This is a genomic window from Microbacterium sp. 69-10, assembly GCF_001897945.1.
Classification (GTDB): domain Bacteria; phylum Actinomycetota; class Actinomycetes; order Actinomycetales; family Microbacteriaceae; genus Microbacterium.
Window position 1 is genome coordinate 187508 of the sequence record NZ_MKRT01000006.1, and the last position, 387, is coordinate 187894.

At 66.9% G+C, this 387-nt stretch carries 1 pseudogene; it reads right to left on the minus strand.

Features of this window, described 5'->3' with window-relative positions:
• Positions 1 to 387, minus strand: a pseudogene (locus BGN97_RS02980) (F0F1 ATP synthase subunit beta); the annotation flags it as partial.

Consider the following 387-nt stretch of genomic DNA (forward strand, 5'->3'; position numbering starts at 1 on the left):
ACACCGAGGATCGCGATGATCTCCTGGAGCTCCTTGTTCTTCTGCAGGATCTGCTTGACCGTGGTGGCCACGCGGTAGTGGTCCTCACCCAGGTAGCGGGGGTCCATGATGCGCGACGTCGAGGTCAGCGGGTCGATGGCCGGGTACAGACCCTTCGACGCGATCTCACGGCTGAGCTCGGTCGTCGCATCGAGGTGCGCGAACGTGGTCGCCGGGGCCGGGTCGGTGTAATCGTCGGCCGGCACGTAGATCGCCTGCAGCGAGGTGATCGAGTGACCGCGCGTCGAGGTGATGCGCTCCTGCAGGAGGCCCATCTCGTCGGCCAGGTTCGGCTGGTAGCCCACGGCGGAGGGCATGCGGCCCAGCAGCGTGGAGACCTCGGAACCG